Here is a 479-nt window from a genome sequence, read left to right as displayed (position 1 = left end):
GGGTGTGGTTGTGAGTCTTCAACGGAGAGTTTGATCCTGGCTCAGGACGAACGCTGGCGGCGTGCTTAACACATGCAAGTCGAGCGGTAAGGCCCTTCGGGGTACACGAGCGGCGAACGGGTGAGTAACACGTGGGTGATCTGCCTCGCACTTCGGGATAAGCTTGGGAAACTGGGTCTAATACCGGATATGACTCCTGGTCGCATGGCTGGGGGTGGAAAGATTTATCGGTGTGAGATGGGCCCGCGGCCTATCAGCTTGTTGGTGGGGTAATGGCCTACCAAGGCGACGACGGGTAGCCGGCCTGAGAGGGCGACCGGCCACACTGGGACTGAGACACGGCCCAGACTCCTACGGGAGGCAGCAGTGGGGAATATTGCACAATGGGCGGAAGCCTGATGCAGCGACGCCGCGTGAGGGATGACGGCCTTCGGGTTGTAAACCTCTTTCGACTCCGACGAAGCGAGAGTGACGGTAGG

At 59.9% G+C, this 479-nt stretch carries 1 rRNA gene; it reads left to right on the top strand.

What is annotated here, in order from left to right:
• Window positions 1-18: 18 nt before the first annotated feature.
• Window positions 19-479: ribosomal RNA gene (locus ACT89H_RS29480) — 16S ribosomal RNA — on the top strand; the annotation flags it as partial.

It is taken from the genome of Nocardia aegles, from assembly GCF_052545135.1.
Note: the sequence above shows the minus strand (reverse complement) of the source record. Positions and strands in the feature narration are given on the sequence as shown.